This is a genomic window from Rickettsia senegalensis (assembly GCF_056135685.1).
In genome coordinates, this window is sequence record NZ_JBVYTQ010000001.1 from 634,016 (window position 1) to 650,631 (window position 16,616).

Sequence of the window (16,616 nt, forward strand, 5' to 3'; positions counted from 1 at the left end):
TATGTAGGTATATACATATACCAATTCGATTTATCAATGATTTCTCCTATAGAAAATGATAGTTTAAAGCCTTTATGGTTACTTAATTTTCCTAATATTATTTCTAATGATAAAATCGTATTTAGTAGTATTATCTTAGGCTTTATATCCTCAAAATTTTGTGCTGAGATTGCAATTGGAGTGGCTTTCAAGATGGAAGCATTTGTTGCAAAAATATTGTGATTGTTTATCTATATAATTCCCTTATTTATAATGGGCTTTATCGTAAAATTACAGTTTGATGAAGTATCAGGTATAATTATTAAAGATTATATGTTCATTTTTGTGACAATCGCATTTGCTTAGTTTGGTTATATCTTTCTTGCTTATTTTATTCTAAGTAACTGTCGAGTTAAGGAATTCATAGCTAGCCTCAGTAATATGATGCCAGCATCTATAAGTGGATTTAGTGCTATGTCTAGTGTTATAAGTATGCCACTTAGTATAATAGGAGCGGAAAATAATACAAATAATAAAGCACTCGCTCGTACTGTTGTACCAATAACGGTAAATATTCATCTTGTTTGCGATTGTTTCGCTATACCGATTTTAGCTTATGCTATACTAAAAAGTTATGGATTAGCTGAACCTACTTTATTTAATTATCTTATTTTTGCTTTTTATTTTGTATTGGCAAAATTTTCAGTAGCCGCTATACTAGGTGGAGGAATTATTGTAATGCTTCCTATACTTGAACAATATCTAGGTTTTAATACTAATATGATGTCTCTGATTACAGCTCTTTATATCTTGTCTGATCCTGTAATCACTTGTGCTAATGTTTGAGGAAATGGTGCTTTTGTTAAACTGCTAGATAATATATATAGTGTAACTCAGAAAGCTTAGATTAGGTTTCTCAAAATATTCTAAGTTCTTGCGTGTGGAAAATTAAATTATTTGTATTTTTAGATATTTTTAAGCGGAAATTAATAAGAACGCAAGAACCTAATATCTCTTTTTCTTTTGAAGTAATTGTTGCATTATCTATATTTGATGAAATACATATTTGTATCCCTAGAATTGTTATTTTTTGTGAAGAATTAGTTAATTTTTGAACTGGAGCTCAAATATTAATTAGATAATTGATTTAAAAGAGAAAAAGCATATAATCTTTGTGTAGGAAATTATATATTGAGCAATAAATTATGATGTGGTTATTAATTGCGATTGGTTTAACCGTTTCGGTTCTTATTATAGGGGTAGTGTCGATGGCTATCGGTGGAAAGTGTGATAAGAAATTTAGTTCAAAGTTAATGACTTTAAGAGTTTTTTTTCAGGCAGTTGCTATATTTTTATTGATTATAATATATTTTTATAAAGTTAATTTATAAATTATAAATGCCTGAAAATAACTACTTAATTTATTTCTCCCATCTCTTCACGTATTTCTTCCCATTTGTCTAGAATTTCTTCTAATGTAACTTCTTCGACTTTTTTTTCTTCATCTTCAAAGTCCTTTAAATCTCTAATCAGTTTCTCTAGCTTTAATAATGAAATTTTTTTTTCATTATAGTGATCGCTACAATGTTCTTCGAGTTGTTCGGCAATTTCTTCAATATCACCCCAATGCATTGATATTCCTCCTTAATTTTATGCAAGCCTTATTTATTAACATGTTATCTGATATTTGCTATTATTTTCACTAAATATTATTAATTCGACAAATTATTGCAAATAGGTGAGATTATTATGCAACTATTGCCGGAATTAGGCAGGTTTGCTTTCTTTACATTTTGGTGGCTTTATGGTATATTAAAATAAAATATTAAGATTTAATTATGTCAATATTACCGATAGTAACGGCACCTGATGAAAGATTAAAGCAGAAATCTCAGCCGGTTTTAGAGTTTACAGATCAAACACGAAAATTTATGGATGATATGGTTAAAACTATGTACCATGAGGACGGGGGAGGGCTTGCTGCCGTGCAGGTGGGAGTATTAAAACGTATTATGGTAATTGATATAAAGGATCATGATCCGATAGAAAGACCAAAGGATTTTTATCCGCTTTTTATAGTGAATCCTGAAATAATAGAAAAATCAGAAGAGCTAATTACGGCTAATGAAGGTTGTATCTCAGTACCGGAGCAACGTATTGAGGTGGCAAGACCGGAATCTATAAAGATTCGGTATTTAGACTATCATGGTAAATCACAAGAGCTTAAAGCAAATGATTGGCTTGCAAGAGTTATACAGCATGAGTATGATCATTTAGAAGGTAAGCTTATGATTGATTATTTAAGTAATTTAAAACGCGATGTAGTACTTCGTAAACTCAAGAAACTTAAAAATAATATAGTGTGAAAGTAATCTTTATGGGAACGCCTGAATTTGCAGTTCCCGCCCTTAAAAAACTTATAACTCATCACGAAGTTAAAGCTGTTTTTACACAGCAACCTAAAGCTAAGGGTAGAGGACTTAACTTAGCTAAATCTCCAATACACCAATTAGCATTTGAGCATCAAATTCCTGTTTATACTCCTTCTACACTTCGTAATGATGAAACAATAAATCTAATTAATAAGATTAATGCGGATATTATAGTTGTTATTGCATATGGTTTTATTGTGCCGAAAGCTATATTAGAGGCTAAAAAATACGGCTGTCTTAATATCCATCCATCCGATTTGCCTCGTCACAGAGGAGCGGCTCCTCTGCAGCGTACTATTATAGAGGGTGATCGGAAAAGTGGTGTATGTATTATGCGTATGGATGCAGGGCTTGATACGGGTGATATATTGATGAAAGAAGATTTTGATTTAGAAGAAAGGACAACATTGGAGGAATTGCATAATAAATGTGCTAATTTAGGAGCTGAATTACTAATAAAAACACTTGCAAATATTGATAATATAGTACCGATAAAACAGTCAAGTGATGGCGTTACGTATGCTCATAAATTAACTAAAGAAGAAGGAAAAATTAATTGGCATGAATCCGCATATAAAATAGATTGTAAAATAAGAGGGATGAATCCCTGGCCCGGAGCATATTTTAGTTATAATGATAAAATAATTAAAATCCTTGAAGCAGAATATTTAAATGCGGAGCATCACTTTACTTCCGGCACCGTTATTAGTGATAAGCTGGAAATAGCTTGTGGAAGCGGTATATTACGAGTGAAAAAACTTCAGCAAGAGAGTAAAAAAGCTTTGAATATAGAAGAATTTTTACGTGGTACAAATATTTTAAAAGATACAATATTAAAATAATTAGGGACCACAAATCTAAACAAAAAGCCAACAAAGCCTACTTTAAAAAGAGGTTAAAATAACTTTAAGCCCTCTCATGAGAAATAAAATTAAAATTATTTGAAATTAGTGTTTGACAAGCTTTAAAAATGTAGATATAAAATCATCACGCAAGGTTTGAAACTTAAAACTTTGTAGCTGTTTGAAAAGTTGATAAAGCTAAAAAACTAAATACACCGCGATAATAAAAATTTATATCGTGAGTTGATACTGAAAATAATTGCGAAATTAATTCTGTATGCATCGTGTAATCTCAAGTTAAAAGCGTTAAGTAAATATAATAAGAGCATTTGGTGGATGCCTTGGCACTAGAAGGCGATGAAGGACGTAATACGCTGCGATAAGCTTCGGGGAGTTGCGAATAAACTTTGATCCGAAGATTTCCGAATGGGGAAACCTACCTAATTTATTAGGTATTGTATAGTGAATATATAGCTATATGAGGCAAACCCAGCGAACTGAAATATCTAAGTAGCTGGAGGAAAGGACATCAACCGAGACTCCGTTAGTAGTGACGAGCGAACGCGGACCAGGCCAGTGACTTCAAAAAAATAACTAAAACAACATGGAAAGGTTGACCATAGAAGGTGATAGTCCCGTATAGGTAAAAAGTTTGAAGTCCTTGAGTAAGGCGGGACACGTGAAATCCTGTTTGAACATAGGGGGACCACCCTCTAAGCCTAAGTACTCTCTAGTGACCGATAGTGAACAAGTACCGTGAGGGAAAGGTGAAAAGTACCCCGACAAGGGGAGTGAAATAGTACCTGAAACCAAATGCTTACAAGCAGTCGGAGCAAGCGTATTTATATGTCTTGTGACGGCGTACCTTTTGTATAATGGGTCAGCGACTTAGTTTATCTAGCAAGCTTAAGCCGTTAGGTGTAGGCGTAGCGAAAGCAAGTCTGAATAGGGCGTTTAGTTAGATGAATTAGACCCGAAACCGGGTGATCTAGCCATGGCCAGGTTGAAAGCGGAGTAAAATCCGCTGAAGGACCGAACCCACTACTGTTGAAAAAGTAGGGGATGAGCTGTGGTTAGGGGTGAAAGGCCAATCAAACTCGGATATAGCTGGTTCTCCGCGAAATCTATTTAGGTAGAGCGTTATAGCGATTACCGTCGAAGGTAGAGCACTGAATGAGCTAGGGGGTCCCACAGACTTACCAAACTCAATCAAACTCCGAATGTCGACGAGTACAGCATAGCAGACAGACTATGGGTGCTAAGGTCCATAGTCGAGAGGGAAAAAGCCCAGACCGCCATCTAAGGTCCCTAAATCATGACTAAGTGTTAAAGGATGTGAGAAGACCAAAACAACTAGGATGTTGGCTTAGAAGCAGCCATCATTTAAAGAAAGCGTAATAGCTCACTAGTCTAAATAAGTTTTCTTGCGCCAACAATGTAACGGGGCTCAAGTCATGTACCGAAGATGCGGATTTGCACTAAGTGCAAGTTGGTAGCGGAGCGTTCCGTAAGCCTGTGAAGGTAAACCGTAAGGCTTGCTGGAGGTATCGGAAGTGAGAATGCTGACATAAGTAGCGATAAAGAATGTGAGAAACATTCTCGCCGAAAGTCCAAGGGTTCTTGCGTAAAGTTAATCTGCGCAAGGTTAGTCGGCCCCTAAGATGAGGCTGAAAGGCGTAATCGATGGGAATCAGGTTAATATTCCTGAACCTGAAGGATGTGACGAAAATAGTAAATTGTACAGTCTTATTGGATTGATTGTGCAGTGAATATTTTCCAGGAAACAACACCTTCATTATAGACCGTACCCGAAACCGACACAGGTGGACAGGTAGAGTATACCAAGGCGCTTGAGAGAACGATGCTGAAGGAACTAGGCAAATTGCATCTGTAACTTCGGAAGAAAGATGACCTGTATATGGGCAACCATGTGCAGGTGGCACAAGCTAGGGGGTAGCGACTGTTTATTAAAAACACAGGGCTCTGCAAAGTCAATAGACGACGTATAGGGTCTGACGCCTGCCCAGTGCTGGAAGATTAAAAGGAGGGGTGCAAGCTCTGAATTGAAGTCCCAGTGAACGGCGGCCGTAACTATGACGGTCCTAAGGTAGCGAAATTCCTTGTCGGGTAAGTTCCGACCCGCACGAATGGCGTAACGATTTCCCCACTGTCTCCAGTATCGACTCAGCGAAATTGAATTCTCCGTGAAGATGCGGAGTTCCCGCGGTCAGACGGAAAGACCCCGTGAACCTTTACTATAGCTTTGCACTGGTGTTAGGAATCAGATGTGCAGGATAGGTGGGAGACTACGAAGCGAAGGCGTCAGCCTTTGTGGAGTCACCCTTGAGATACCACCCTTTTGGTTCTTGACATCTAACCGAGATCCTTGAATCAGGATCCGAGACAATGCATGGTGGGTAGTTTGACTGGGGCGGTCGCCTCCCAAAGAGTAACGGAGGCGCGCGATGGTTAGCTCAGGTTGGTCGGAAATCAACTTTTAGAGTGCAATGGCATAAGCTAGCCTGACTGCGAGTCTGACAAGACGAGCAGAGACGAAAGTCGGCCATAGTGATCCGGTGGTCCCGAGTGGAAGGGCCATCGCTCAACGAATAAAAGGTACTCCGGGGATAACAGGCTGATGATTTCCAAGCGTCCATAGCGACGAAATCGTTTGGCACCTCGATGTCGGCTCATCACATCCTGGGGCTGGAGAAGGTCCCAAGGGTTCGGCTGTTCGCCGATTAAAGTGGTACGTGAGCTGGGTTTAGAACGTCGTGAGACAGTTCGGTCCCTATCTGCCGTGGGTGTAGGAAGTTTGAGAGGATCTGCCTTTAGTACGAGAGGACCGAGGTGGACGTACCCCTGGTGGACCAGTTGTCGTGCCAACGGCACAGCTGGGTAGCTAAGTACGGAAGGGATAACCGCTGAATGCATCTAAGCAGGAAACCCACCTCAAAACTAGACTTCCCCATTAGAGCCGTGGAAGACCACCACGTTGATAGGTCAGGTGTGGAAGCACAGTAATGTGTGTAGCTAACTGATACTAATAGCTCGATTGATTTACTTTGCTGTGAGATTACATATGCATATAGTGTTAATTCTATAAAAATGTAGTGTCAACTCACAAAGTTATCAGGTTAAATTAGCTTTATCAATGAATAAGATGTTGTTGTATGACCAATGTCATACCGTGGCTTGACCACAGTATCCAGGAAACAACTTGTAATAGATATTAGTTATATATTTTTTTGGATTCCGTGAATAAATCACGAGATAATGTCTAGTGACTTCCATTAAGTTGATACTTGTGTGGAAAAGCAGAAATCTAGAAAAGGTCATGCAGCAACATTAACAGCAAACTATAATACAAATCTATCTTTTTAAAAGTTTGTATTGCTAGCTTGGTGGTTATAGCATGAGTGCAACACACGATCCCATCCCGAACTCGAACGTGAAACCTCATAGCGCTAATGGTACTATGTCATAAGGCATGGGAGAGTAAGTCGCTGCCAAGCTTGCAATGCAAATTTTTAATTATCTTCTTTTCTCTTTATGAGATATTTTATATTCATAATTCTCTTCCTCTTCTATATTAGTAATGCTTATGCATTAAAGAATTAAACATCAACTTATTTCCATAGAATCGCTAAAATCTAACATAGAAATTAAAAAGTTATTTAAAGAAAAAATACTGAACAATTTATTTTAGAGTTACCAAATGGCACAGTAATTAATAAAGGTGGAATTTTAACTCAAGAAGGTTATATTCTACAAGATACTCAAACAAGCTCAGGTGATCAACATCGTTTATTAAATAAGAAACGAGATATTAATACAGAAAATCCTTTATATTTTAATGGAAAATTAGCAGTAGTTTCATCTTCTGGTTCTGAAAATTGGTATCATTGGCTGCTACAAATTTTGCCTAGATTAATTATATTAAAAGAATCGGATCTTGAATATGACCGTATCTATATTAATAATTTAAAATATTCATGGCAAATTAAGTCATTAGAAATAGTATTAAATTATTTAAATATACCGGAAGATAAGCTTTTTGTAGTAAATAGCGATTGTATAATTCAAGCTACTAGACTAATTGTTCCATCTGTACCGTTTATTCCGGTAAAAGGTATAATTTTGCCTTTATGGTTAAAAAGAGATTTAAGAAATTTTTTTATTAAAGATAATAGTAAAGCATACGATAAAATATATATTTCTCGTAAATACACTTCTACCCGAAAAATAGTTAATGAAGAAGAATTAATAGAAAAAATTGAGAAACTTGGTTTTATGGCAATATATCTAGAGCTATCCTCCCCGTATAAACAGGCCCAGCTTTTTAATAAAGCAAAAATAATAGTTGGACCGCATGGATCAGGATTTGCTAACCTTATTTTTTCGACTCCAAAATGTAAACTAGTAGAGATTGATCATGGTACAACTCCTCCTAGAAGTTTTTATAAAAGAATGGCAAATTATATGTCATGTGATTATTATCCTTTTTACGTAGATCAGACAACAGAAGAGTATTTAGAAGACGATATAAAAACCAATATTGATGAATTTATTAAATTTCTTAGGCCTATCTGTAAATAAATTTTAATTAGTAATTAAAGAGCTTTTTTAGCGAAAATTGATAAGATTTTTGAAAGAATATATTCATATTTCAAGCTCTTAAGGAAGTTAATTCTTAAAGTCATTCTCTAGCAAATAAGATTCGCTATTCATTTCATTTAGTCTTGAAATAGTTCGTTTGAATTCTGCGGCTCGTGCTGAACCTTGATATATTTTACTCGGCTTATCTTCTAGGCTCATAAATAAAAGTATTTTATAGAAATAGGCATTATCGATAAAATTGATAAATCTAACGGCTGTATTTGTATCATCAGATGGAATGATTTGAACGTTCTTAACTATAATAACGTTGAAATTTTGACAAATATTAACATAATCGATATAGCTTAAGTTTCTTGCAAATAATTCGTTATAATCTGTGACTAATATTCTTTTATGCACTTTTTGAAACGATATTTCTCTACCTAGAACCTGTATATTTTGAGAAATAAGATTATTATCACTAATATCTGTAATAATTTTTTCAAGTTTGTTTTGGTTTTCTAAAGTTAAGGGATAAATTATCCTTGCCCCTTTAACTCCTAAAGCCTTATCAAACCTGTAATCATGGTGATTATCTAGACATTTGACATAAAAGCTATTGTTGATTACTTTTATAAAAGGCACAAAAGATTCTCGCTGTAACCCATCTTTATAAAGATTATTAGGTATTGTATTAGAGGTGATAAAAATAAAAATATTCTGCTTTATTAATTCATTAAATAATCTACCGATTATCATTGCATCGGTGATGTCTTTAATTTCAAACTCGTCTATTCCAAGTACTCTAGTTTTTTTAGCATAATCTTTGGCAATTTTAGGGATGATATCTTTTTGATTTTCTGTCTGTAATTTATGCATAGATTTATGTACTTCCTGCATAAAGTTCTGATAATGTATTATCATTTTAGGTGTGGTTAATTCTTCAAAAAAAGAATTCATCAGCACAGTTTTACCGCTGCCCACCGGACCGTATAAATAAATTCCGCTTTTTAAATTGTTTTGATTAAAGAATTTGAATAAACTGTTAGGCTTATTAAGTTCTGCTACAAGCTGTTTTAATTCTTCTAGTAAAGCAGCTTGTTTTGCATCTAATGTTAATGAAGTAGGGGATTTGCTCATCCAAAATATTTTTTATCTAATTTGTTATAGGTTTTTTCTAAAATCGGTAGGTATGTTTTAATATTTTCAAAAACTTGTTTTGCATCCTCATATTTATAAACATGAGAAGTATTATTGCGGTCATCAAGCATTCCAAGCCACATTTTTTCATCATCGATAAGACTAAACTGAAAAGCTTTACTTAGGACATCTTTTGGAGTATTACTTTCAATCTTTTCCTGTTTAAGTATTTTTTTTAAGGTTTTCCAAAATAATTCAATAACAAATTCAAATCTTTTTACAGAGGCATCTAACACATAATCATTTTTATCTACCTTAGAGCGCTCTATAACTTCATGTAAACGTTGTATAGCTTGCCCTAGTGCTAGGAAAGAGCCTTTCCAAAATATTTCTTCCATTAGTGTGAACCTTTTTTATAAAGAATTTTTTTAAAATTAATGATATTTTGTTTAAATTTATCATCATCGTTTAATGTATCGAATCGTACACAATCTATTTTTAAAAGTGTATCTGCATCATCTATTATTTCTAAAACTTGCCGCCAATCATCTTTACTTGCATTGGGGCAAAGAATGGCGATATCAATATCTGCTCTCTCATGATTATCGCCTCGCCCGCGTGAACCAAAAAGCCAAATCTCTTCGATAAAAGGTAATTTAGTAAGATTTGTTAAAAAAGAATATTCTGTGATACTATTCATATCTTCCTATACAAAACTGTTGCATCGCCATAGCTGAAAAAACGCATTTGTTCTTTTATAGCATATTTATATAATTCGTGCATCTCTTTAAATCCGGCAAAAGCACATATAAGCATAAATAAAGTAGATTTCGGAAAATGGAAATTAGTAAGCAGTATATCGGCTGTTTGGAATTTAAAGCCGGGAGTTATAAAAATATCGGTTTCAAAATCACCTGCTTTTATAATGCCGTTATTGCAAGAACTCTCAAGGGTTCTAAGCGTTGTAGTGCCGACTGCGATAATGCGTCTTCCCTCTTGCTTTGCTTTGTTGATGATTTCAGCAGTTTCAGGAGTAATAGAGCAATATTCGGTGTGCATTTTATGCTCATGAATATTTTCGGTTTTTACAGGTAAAAAAGTTCCGGCTCCTACATGTAAGGTTAAAAATGTAATTTGTACGCCTTTTGCTTCAAGCTTACCAAGTATATCCTTTGTAAAGTGCAACCCTGCCGTCGGTGTAGCAACCGAGCCTTCTATTTGACTATATATTGTTTGATAGCGTAGAGAGTCTAGCTTATCGTCATTGCGAGGCGTCCTTTTGGACGCCGTGGCAATCTCAGGATTTTGTGATGAGATTGCTTCTTCAGAACTCTGTTCTTCCTCGCAATGACGTTTAGAACGCCTAATATAAACCGGTAGCGGCATTTCACCGTATTTGTCCAAAAATTCAAATACCGAGATATTATCAAGCTCAAATTTCACCTTAATCTCACCCATCGCAAGTTTTTCGGTAATAATTACCTTATGATTATCAAAATAAAACTCATCGCCTATATTAAGTTTTCGAGCAGGCTTCGCAAAAGCCGACCAACTGTCATTCGATAATTTTTGATTCAAATTTATTGTAATATTTTTCCCTAAATGTAACTTAGCTTTAATAACTTTGCTGTTATTAAATACTAATAAATCCCCTTCTTTTAAGTAATCTATTATGTTGTAGAATTTAGTTTTAATAGGTTTTGTCCCGGCAATTAGTAAATCCGAGTGGTCACGTTCACTAGCCGGATATTGTGCGATAAGTTGGCTTGGTAAATCAAAGTCAAAATCAGATAATTTCATTGTTTAAATATTAGTAAATAAAAAAGCGATTATAACAGCATATTACAATATTTAATATAAGATTCTAGTTTATTGACTAATTATTAATAAATTAATATCTATTGACTAATTGTTTTTTCTGTATGATACAAAAACATTATTAATTGAATTAACAAAGGGGAAAATTATGAAGGAACAAGCAGAACAAATAGAAATAACCGATGATGTAATTAAGAATAAGTTTGATGAGATATTGTAGAAGTCAAGATTTAATCTCACAGACATTATAAAAATTATATCTGAATGTCTGATAAGTTATGACTGTCAGATGAGTATTCAAGATATAAGATTTCGTTATTCTTTTCAACAGCTAACTTTTTACTATCCATAAAAGTCTGCATAGGTGTTTTTCCATAGCAATATTTACCGGAATGCGGTCTTTCATTATTATAATATTCTAGCCAAATATCAAGATCTAGTTGTAGATCATCAAGATCAGTATAGATCTTTTTACGCATAGCAGTATCAAAGAATTCTTGTTTCATAGTTTTATTAAAACGTTCACACATACCATTTGTTTGAGGAGAATATGCTTTAGTAGTAGTATGCTCAATACCCTCAATGCTTAAGAACAATTCAAAAGCATGATGTTCTATATTACCTTTATACTCACCACCTCTATCAGTTAAAATACGAAGTACTGGTATTTGCTGACTCTCATACCATGGTAACACTCTATCATTAAGCATGTCAGCAGCGGTAAGTGCTGTTTTATCAGTATATAGTTTAGCCTCTGCAACCCGAGTGTAACTATCAATAAACACTTGAGAATATACCTTGCCTATGCCTTTAAAATTACCTACATAATATGTGTCTTGGCATCCTAGATAACCTGGATGCTGTGTATCAATCTCACCATGAGCTTCTTTCTCGCTACGCCGTTTCTCTAATACTTGTAACTGAGCTTCGGTAAGAACAATACCATCCTGAGCCATTTTGGCTTCTAATGCTTTAAGTCTTTTATTGATATTATTTAAATCATTACGTAGCCAAATAGATCTAACTCCTCCAGGTGATACAAGAATACCAGTCTTTTTAAGCTCATTTGATACTCGCAGCTGACCATAAGCGGGGTATTCTATTGCCATATCTAATACTGCTCTCTCTACGGCAGGATCAACTCTATTCGCTATAATTGGCTTCTTCCGACTAATCTCATATAATGCTTCTTCTCCTCCTGTTTCATATAACTCTTTAAACCTATAATAACTGTCTCTACTGTAACCCATAGCTTTATATGCTGACGATATACTACCAAGACTCCTAGCTAATTCTAGTAATCCTATTTTTGGCTTTATTATTTTTTGATTTAGATTCATCTCTAATCCTCCATTTAATATTATCTTAATTTTACTAAATGTAAGATTAAATCTCAACTATTACACATCAGATGAAAGAAAATCTGAAATATCTAAAGAACTACACCAAGAACTGCATGAAACGCTTGAAGAATCGCTAGATAGCTGACTCGAAGTAGATGAAATGCCATCTGAATCATTACTTGAGGTATCAGGAGGATTGATTTCTAGTTCAATGGTTTTAAATGCATCTTTATTAAATACACGAGTCTCATCCATTTTACTATATACACCACTTTTAGGAGCGAGCTTTAATCTTCCATAGCGACTCAGATCTGAAATAGTAATATGCTTATTTTTAGGCACATATAATATATTGTGATTATTGTAACATGTATCAATGAAGTCATTGTTATTCATTATGGAGCTATCCGTAATTTTATTGCAAAAAAGGGCATTATAAGTAAAACTATAGAAATAGCAAGACCACTGTAGATATTTTATATAATCTCAAGTCTTATAGTAAATATCCAATCAAGAAAAAACATATGACAGCAAACGTATTATTAGTATCAAAGGATCGAGAAAGAATTAGTCCGCTAGAGGCAAGATTATATGGTCATGCCTCCATATTGCAGTTATGCCTATTAAAAAGCTATACGTTCAATAAGAGTACCAATAACCTTATCATGAATATCCAATGACCTGGAAAAGCAGATTGTCTTACGTGCAAGCCTCTTGCATCTCGTTCTAAGGTTCAAGTTACTTCGTTCTATCCGTTGAGTGTATTTTTTACTGATAATATGCTTTTTAGGGTCTAATAACCTAGCATAACTCCCCCATCCATCTGTATAGTAAAAAGTCACCTTGAAATTCTCTAGTTTTTTCAGTAATGATTCTAATGTGCTATCACATCTTGTACCAAACGTATAAGCAACTACTTTTAACGAAATCTTATCCAAGGCATACCAAAGCCATCGTTGTCTGGATTTATTCTGTACATAAGACCATTGTTCATCTATCTCAGGAGCAATAATTACTTCTGTTGTACTGATAGAATGATTTATTGTTTTTTAATACTAGATTTTTTTAAAACACGGATAACTGTATTGATACCCACTTTTAATACTCTTACTGTATCTCTAACTCCAGAGCCGTTGATTGACATTTCTACTATTTGCTCCTTAACTCCAGGCTTAGATGCATTATTAATATACTCCAATTGAAAATATCGATTACACCGCTTGCATTGATATCTCTGTTGTTTTGAAATTGAATATCCTGACTTTATTACTTCTTCTGTGTTGTTACAATATCTACACTTAACATCTATTTTTGCCATAACTCCTTAACTATAATTCTCTCTTATTACTGTTTGAGGATTATAGACTATTTACTCTAAACTGCAATACGGAGGCACGACCTAGCAAATAATCCTGGAGATTTTACAGCTAAAGCAATTCAGCAAGGTGATTACGATTTAGTTAATACTTTGTTAACAGCTTTCAGTATTGCTCCAAATGAAGTAGTTTATATATTGAATGATAGCGGGTGTCTTTTATATTTTGTGTGCAAGAATAATCAGAAAGAGATAGCTGAGCTTTTAATTAAAAAAGGAGCGGATGTAAACTTTAGTGATAATATTATAGCCCGCCTTTATATAGTGCTATAGAAGCCGAGCGTCCCGATATGGTAGCATTTCTACTTGAAAATGGGGTCGATCCTAATTACATGGGAAACCAAATTCTCTCTTGTTTAGAAAAAGCTACTTTCAGAAACCAAGATATAGCTATGGTAACCAAGTTGCTTGCTTATGGTGCTAATATGGAATTTAAAAGCAGTGCAAAGACCATATTTGAAAAATTAACATGTTTAGGTAGCAGTTCTGAGGGTCAGGATAAGCAAAGTCAAATAGATATGATTAAAGTATTTTTACAATACGGAGCTAATCCGGATAGGCTCGATTCTGACTGTCAAATGTTCTATGACATGGAAATAATGTATAAACCTCTGAGAGCACTTTTAACGCTTGAATCGGCATTTCGTCGGAATGATTACACGGCAATTAAGGATATTGACAAGAAAGATTTAGCTGTATTTATTCAATGGAAATCAGAAATATGGCCGGTTATAAAACGCGGTTCTAAGGATAAGCTTGATTATATTAATAAGCTACAGGAACTAGATAAATTTTCAAAACAAGTGAGTTTAGATTCGGATGATTCTATAGAACAACCGCTAATAAAATTAAGAGCAAAGATAGATAAATTGGCACCGTCTTTGAAGTTTGCCTGCCTTGTAAAAATTGCAGATATTATGAAAGGTGACGTTGAAGGTCAGATAACATTTGATGATGAGTTAACGTATAATACTACACTGGATTTACTGAAAAAAAGCGGGTTTCAAGTTGACGTAACAGGGGAAACAGGGGAACTACTGACTTAGTTTAAAGGTTTTGTTGTTGTATGGATCAATTTTTCGTCATTGCGAGGAGCGAAGCGACGTTGCAATCTAGGAAAATAATTAAAAAAATCTGATTTACAGAATTTTTTACTGGATTGCTTCGTCGAAACTTTCAGTTTCTTCTCGCAATGACGGCTGGGGTATCCACGCAACAATACCTTCTCGCAATGACGGTAAGCAACCTATCCTCACACTATCAGCCCCTTCACTTGGGAGTTCCATAATTTTTGATATAGCTTACTATTTTTTAGTAATTCTGCGTGGCTGCCGTCATCGATTATACTACCTTTTTCAAAAACTAAAATTCTATCCATATTGAGTAAAGTAGATAATCTGTGGGCAATGACTATCACGGTTTTATTTTGCATTAAATAATCCATTGACTCTTGAATCAGGCTTTCCGTCTCGCTATCTAAGCTACTTGTTGCTTCATCGAGAATTAAAATAGGAGCATTTTTTAAGATGGCTCTTGCTATAATAATTCTTTGACGCTGACCGCCTGATAAATTATTTCCTCGCTCTCCACACATAGTATCGTAACCGTCCGGTAGATTATCGATAACATCATGAATATGTGCAGATTTTGCCGCTTCTATAACCTCCTCAAGAGTAGCTTCTTTTTTTCCATATCTGATATTATCTAAAATAGTACGATGAAAAAGTACCGGTTCTTGAGGTATAAGGCTAATGGCTTTTCTTAAAGAATCTTGAGTTACGTTTTTAATATTTTGATTATCGATTAAAATCATTCCTTCTTCTATATCATGTAATCTAGTGAGTAAACTAATAAAAGTGGTTTTCCCTGAACCGGAAAAACCAACTAGCCCCACTTTTTGCTTACTTGGAATTAATACCGATTTATTATAAAATAGATTATTATTATGGTGATAATTAAAGGTAACATTTCTAAATTCAATAATCCCTTCTTTGATATCTAAAGGAGTAGCGTTTTCAATATCCGTTATAATATGCGGTGCCATTAGGGATAAGCCTTGATTAAATGCCCCGATCTGCTCGAACATATCACCTATTTCTTGCGTTAAATCCCAAATATCGTCTGCTACATTTATACATAATGTTAGCACTAATACGCAATCACCTATGCTTATAGATAATTCGCTACGAAGCTTAGATAAATAATAAATCATTATAAAAATCATTATTGAACAAGAAGTTCCAAGAGCATAACGCAATTTGAACATGAAGATTTGCATAGTCTGCTCATCTGCTACGGCATTTTCTACTCTTGTTTCTAGATGTTGACGTTCAAATTTATGAGCCGTAAACATTCTAACCGCATTAATGTTGCTAATTGCATCTACGATACTACCGGCAACAAAAGATTGGCTTCTAGCATAATTTAATGAGTATTTATTGATTTTATCCGAGAAAAGAACACTCAGCCCTAAAAAAACTGTAATCCATAAAATAAATATCGTAGCAAAAACGTAATGTACGGAATATAAAGCAATTAATGCAAATACGATAATAGCTAGTTTACGAAGAATTTTTTCACCGAATATAGAAATAATCATCTCAAACGATCTTGCGGTTTCGGTAATACGATTGCTAATATGTCCGGCTAAATTATCCTGAAAGAATTTATGGCTATGATATTGAGTATAATTATAAAGTTCATTTAGTATTTTTCCTTTTATTACGGGCATAGTCTTTAGATACAAATAATCATATGAACGATATGCTATATTAATACTCTCCCACCAAAGAGCATAAAATACTGCCCAGTAAATCATGGAAGATAAAAGGTTATTTGCGTTCTCATCACTGAAAGATTCGATTAGATCAATGATTTTCTGAAGTAATATACTATCAATTGTCGGAATCATACCGAGTAAAATACAGATTACAGTCAATAAAGTAATTTTAACTTTATCGAATTTTAAAAAATAAATACCTAAGCTAAATGTTGATTTAGATAAAGTAGGGTATTTTATCACGATAATGTACCTCAATTTTAAAACAATATATTAATTCGTGTTATTTCAGAGCATATTTTAATTTAA

At 34.3% G+C, this 16,616-nt stretch carries 18 protein-coding genes and 2 rRNA genes; 11 read left to right on the forward strand and 9 right to left on the reverse strand.

Annotated features, from left to right (window positions below):
* Positions 1–36: 36 nt before the first annotated feature.
* The 4 genes from AC0ODJ_RS03350 (at position 37) to AC0ODJ_RS03365 (ending at position 1,370) form a co-directional block, all read left to right on the forward strand.
* Entirely contained in the window at positions 37–222 is a 186-nt protein-coding gene (locus tag AC0ODJ_RS03350) for a transporter (protein ID WP_218460847.1), read from the forward strand.
* A 180-nt stretch (positions 223–402) separates the two neighbouring features.
* Positions 403–825, forward strand: a complete 423-nt coding sequence (locus tag AC0ODJ_RS03355; RefSeq protein WP_371920421.1) for a cation:dicarboxylate symporter family transporter — start codon at positions 403–405, stop codon at positions 823–825.
* 92 nt (positions 826–917) lie between these two features.
* On the forward strand, positions 918–1,094 hold the full coding sequence (locus AC0ODJ_RS03360; RefSeq protein ID WP_218460848.1) for a peptide deformylase: 177 nt from the start codon (positions 918–920) through the stop codon (positions 1,092–1,094).
* 90 nt (positions 1,095–1,184) lie between these two features.
* The gene (locus tag AC0ODJ_RS03365) at positions 1,185–1,370 is read left to right on the forward strand and encodes a twin transmembrane helix small protein (RefSeq protein WP_218460849.1); all 186 of its coding nucleotides are present in this window, start codon (positions 1,185–1,187) and stop codon (positions 1,368–1,370) included.
* Positions 1,371–1,395: 25 nt separating this feature from the next.
* Here the strand turns inward: AC0ODJ_RS03365 and iscX are convergent, their stop codons facing one another.
* Positions 1,396–1,611, reverse strand: coding sequence for a Fe-S cluster assembly protein IscX (gene iscX / locus AC0ODJ_RS03370; RefSeq protein ID WP_218460850.1), 216 nt, complete (start codon positions 1,609–1,611; stop codon positions 1,396–1,398).
* A gap of 206 nt (positions 1,612–1,817) precedes the next feature.
* Here iscX and def point away from each other — a divergent pair, with 206 nt between their 5' ends.
* The 5 genes from def to AC0ODJ_RS03395 all read left to right on the forward strand — a co-directional run bounded on the left by def (position 1,818) and on the right by AC0ODJ_RS03395 (position 7,852).
* Positions 1,818–2,345 (forward strand): peptide deformylase, encoded by a 528-nt coding sequence (gene def / locus AC0ODJ_RS03375; protein ID WP_218460851.1) that lies wholly within the window; start codon positions 1,818–1,820, stop codon positions 2,343–2,345.
* Positions 2,342–3,253, forward strand: coding sequence for a methionyl-tRNA formyltransferase (gene fmt, locus AC0ODJ_RS03380; RefSeq protein WP_218460852.1), 912 nt, complete (start codon positions 2,342–2,344; stop codon positions 3,251–3,253). The genes def and fmt overlap by 4 nt, the downstream gene beginning before the upstream one ends.
* A gap of 308 nt (positions 3,254–3,561) precedes the next feature.
* A 23S ribosomal RNA gene (locus AC0ODJ_RS03385) occupies positions 3,562–6,321 on the forward strand.
* 332 nt (positions 6,322–6,653) lie between these two features.
* Positions 6,654–6,768 (forward strand): 5S ribosomal RNA (gene rrf / locus AC0ODJ_RS03390).
* 406 nt (positions 6,769–7,174) lie between these two features.
* Positions 7,175–7,852, forward strand: coding sequence for a glycosyltransferase family 61 protein (locus AC0ODJ_RS03395; protein ID WP_256621507.1), 678 nt, complete (start codon positions 7,175–7,177; stop codon positions 7,850–7,852).
* 87 nt (positions 7,853–7,939) lie between these two features.
* Here AC0ODJ_RS03395 and zapE read toward each other — a convergent pair whose 3' ends face one another.
* From zapE to AC0ODJ_RS03430, 7 genes are all read right to left on the reverse strand, one after another.
* Entirely contained in the window at positions 7,940–8,992 is a 1,053-nt protein-coding gene (gene zapE / locus AC0ODJ_RS03400; RefSeq protein WP_218460853.1) for a cell division protein ZapE, read from the reverse strand.
* Positions 8,989–9,390 (reverse strand): HI0074 family nucleotidyltransferase substrate-binding subunit, encoded by a 402-nt coding sequence (locus tag AC0ODJ_RS03405; RefSeq protein ID WP_218460854.1) that lies wholly within the window; start codon positions 9,388–9,390, stop codon positions 8,989–8,991. The genes zapE and AC0ODJ_RS03405 overlap by 4 nt, the downstream gene beginning before the upstream one ends.
* Positions 9,390–9,692 (reverse strand): nucleotidyltransferase domain-containing protein, encoded by a 303-nt coding sequence (locus AC0ODJ_RS03410; RefSeq protein ID WP_218460855.1) that lies wholly within the window; start codon positions 9,690–9,692, stop codon positions 9,390–9,392. Before AC0ODJ_RS03410 ends, AC0ODJ_RS03405 begins: the two co-directional genes overlap by 1 nt.
* Positions 9,689–10,792 (reverse strand): tRNA preQ1(34) S-adenosylmethionine ribosyltransferase-isomerase QueA, encoded by a 1,104-nt coding sequence (queA, locus tag AC0ODJ_RS03415; RefSeq protein WP_474465033.1) that lies wholly within the window; start codon positions 10,790–10,792, stop codon positions 9,689–9,691. The genes AC0ODJ_RS03410 and queA overlap by 4 nt, the downstream gene beginning before the upstream one ends.
* A gap of 272 nt (positions 10,793–11,064) precedes the next feature.
* Positions 11,065–12,150 carry an IS481 family transposase gene (locus AC0ODJ_RS03420; protein WP_121834048.1) on the reverse strand — a complete coding sequence of 362 codons (1,086 nt, stop codon included), beginning with the start codon at positions 12,148–12,150 and terminating at the stop codon, positions 11,065–11,067.
* A 60-nt stretch (positions 12,151–12,210) separates the two neighbouring features.
* On the reverse strand, positions 12,211–12,495 hold the full coding sequence (locus AC0ODJ_RS03425) for a hypothetical protein (protein WP_474465034.1): 285 nt from the start codon (positions 12,493–12,495) through the stop codon (positions 12,211–12,213).
* Positions 12,496–12,776: 281 nt separating this feature from the next.
* Positions 12,777–13,471 (reverse strand): IS1 family transposase gene (locus AC0ODJ_RS03430; RefSeq protein ID WP_474465035.1). Its coding sequence is split into 2 segments (ribosomal slippage): positions 12,777–13,198 and positions 13,198–13,471, totalling 696 coding nucleotides; the frame shifts between segments, so codons are not numbered across the junction.
* 225 nt (positions 13,472–13,696) lie between these two features.
* Between AC0ODJ_RS03430 and AC0ODJ_RS03435 the strand changes: the two genes are divergently transcribed.
* Positions 13,697–13,801 carry a hypothetical protein gene (locus AC0ODJ_RS03435; RefSeq protein WP_474465702.1) on the forward strand — a complete coding sequence of 35 codons (105 nt, stop codon included), beginning with the start codon at positions 13,697–13,699 and terminating at the stop codon, positions 13,799–13,801.
* Between the two features lie 17 nt (positions 13,802–13,818).
* The gene (locus AC0ODJ_RS03440) at positions 13,819–14,574 is read left to right on the forward strand and encodes a hypothetical protein (RefSeq protein WP_256621193.1); all 756 of its coding nucleotides are present in this window, start codon (positions 13,819–13,821) and stop codon (positions 14,572–14,574) included.
* 206 nt (positions 14,575–14,780) lie between these two features.
* Here the strand turns inward: AC0ODJ_RS03440 and AC0ODJ_RS03445 are convergent, their stop codons facing one another.
* A complete protein-coding gene (locus AC0ODJ_RS03445) occupies positions 14,781–16,550 on the reverse strand; it encodes an ABC transporter ATP-binding protein (protein WP_218460182.1) in 1,770 nt (589 codons plus the stop codon).
* Positions 16,551–16,616 lie beyond the last annotated feature (66 nt).